The organism is Halorubrum sp. CBA1125 (assembly GCF_009742825.1).
In the GTDB taxonomy this organism is placed as follows: domain Archaea; phylum Halobacteriota; class Halobacteria; order Halobacteriales; family Haloferacaceae; genus Halorubrum.
On record NZ_WPCE01000365.1, the window covers coordinates 1 to 1,294 of the forward strand.

The following is a 1,294-nucleotide window of genomic DNA, read 5'->3' on the forward strand; positions in this document are numbered from 1 at the left end:
CCGACGTCGACCCCGAGACGGAGTACGTCGAACCGGACGACCGCGGGGCGGTCGCGTCCGCGGCGTCGCCGACCGACGGGAACCTCGACGAGGGGACCGGGATCACGCGACCGGAGAGCCCGACGCTGGACGAGTCGGGCGGGGACCTGGCGACCGAGTACTACTGTCCCGCGTGCGAGATGACCCGTCCCGCCGACGGCAACTCCATGCGGGCGGGCGACATCTGTCCGGAGTGTAAACGCGGCTACGTCGACGAGCGGCCGCGGTGATCGGCCCGCCGAGGGATCCGACGACGCCGGCGGAAACCCCGTGACGAAACTGGTTTACGCCCCCCTGTCGAACGGTGGCGACATGAAGGAGTACAAGATGCGCCGCGGCGAGCATCTGGACGACCGCATGCCCGACCTGAAAGGCTCCGTCGAGGAGTACTTCGGCGAGGTCACCGGCACGGAGGAGTGGGAGGGCCACGAGCTGTACGTCGTCGAGGACCCCGACAACCCGGTGTTCGAGCGGATCGTCGCCGGCACCGCCGAGTACGGGGGCAAGAAGGACAAGCTCGCGGTCCACTTCGAGGAGCGCCCCGCCGAAGACGTCATCGCGGAGGGGAACGCCGACGCCGCCGCCGACGCGGTCGACGCGAAAAACGAGTTCCTGCTGGAGGCGACCGGTCGCGACGCGAAGTCGCGGCGCGACTCGCTGAAACGCGAGGTCGAAGACGACGCGCCCGACTACTGACTCCTTCTCCGACGCGCACGGCGATCGCCGCGGCCGTCTCCGTCCGATCCGTCCGTGCGAGCGACCGCGCCGTCGACCGATCGCCCTCGCGGCACTGCCGATCGCGTTCCTCCGTGCCCCGCCGATCGACCCACCAGCGACTGCTGCCGGCGGCTGAGAGAACGCGAGCGCGGCGGCGTCGAACCGTCAGGATCGATCGCATAGAAATTTATTCAGAACTGAGTTAATTTTTCGACAGCCTTAAGGGCGCAGGGACCCAACGGCGTGTATGAGCATCGAGACAGTGGTGCTGGGAGTCGGAAGCGAAGACGAGAAGCGGACCGAACAGCTCGCGAAGGAGGCTATCGCGGTCGCCGAGCCCGCGGGCGCGGAGATCGTGTTGACCCACGTGTTCTCCGACGAGGAGTTCGACGGGAGCCGGTCGCAACTCGGCATCGAGGAGACGAGCGAGCACTCCACTCCCGACGCGGTCGCCGAGCGACACACGACGACCCGGGAGATGGCGGCGGCGCTCGAGGAGGCCGGCGTCGACTACTCGGTCCGCGGCGCGGTCGGCGAC

The 1,294-nt window shown here is 68.7% G+C and carries 1 protein-coding gene and 2 pseudogenes; all 3 read left to right on the plus strand.

Annotation, left to right across the window (positions count from 1 at the left end; translation table 11 throughout):
- A pseudogene (locus GJ633_RS17435) lies at positions 1–269 on the plus strand (hypothetical protein); the annotation flags it as partial.
- Between the two features lie 82 nt (positions 270–351).
- Positions 352–735, plus strand: coding sequence for a DUF5611 family protein (locus tag GJ633_RS16735; RefSeq protein WP_156589656.1), 384 nt, complete (start codon positions 352–354; stop codon positions 733–735).
- Between the two features lie 268 nt (positions 736–1,003).
- Positions 1,004–1,294: pseudogene (locus GJ633_RS16740) on the plus strand (universal stress protein); the annotation flags it as partial.